Source organism: Porphyromonas uenonis 60-3, assembly GCF_000174775.1.
GTDB lineage: Bacteria > Bacteroidota > Bacteroidia > Bacteroidales > Porphyromonadaceae > Porphyromonas > Porphyromonas uenonis_A.
The window spans coordinates 1-532 of sequence record NZ_ACLR01000166.1; the positions used below are offsets into that span (position 1 = coordinate 1).

The 532-nt window shown below is 49.4% G+C and carries 1 pseudogene; it reads left to right on the top strand.

The window, feature by feature from the left end:
- Nucleotides 1-212 (top strand): annotated as a pseudogene (locus tag PORUE0001_RS05280) (PhoU domain-containing protein); the annotation flags it as partial.
- Nucleotides 213-532 lie beyond the last annotated feature (320 nt).

Genomic DNA, 532 nt, shown 5'->3' on the forward strand with positions numbered 1-532 from the left:
CAAGCTCGTCGGAGGCGGACGCTCGTGAGAGCTATACACTGGAGAAGCAACTCAACGACCTGCGCACCTTGCTGAAAGCGCAAAACATGGACAACGTCCGTACGCAGAAGTACGACTACCCCGAGTCCGTAAGCTATATGGATCTCGTAGGCTACTACGAGCAGCTGGGTGACTACGTGCTCAACGTCGTCCAGGCCGCTACCAAGGGATAGGAGAGACGTCTATTCGCAGACCCCTCTGCCTAGCTTCTAATACAAATAGCGATACCTACTGACGCAAACCGTCAGGACGCAGCATCCGTGCGTTCTGACGGTTTGTGTATGTGCAAAGGACTACTCGTGAGACTTGCTGTGTGTACATCCCCCTAAAAAACGCCTGAGACATTGGTTCCAACAGGTTGAAACTAAAGTTCCAACCCCCTCTGGAACAAAAGTTTCACCTAGGTGAAACTCCAGTTTCACCCGTATGAAACTCTAGTTTCTTCTGTATGAAACTCTAGTTTCTTCTGTATGAAACTCTAGTTTCTTCTGTA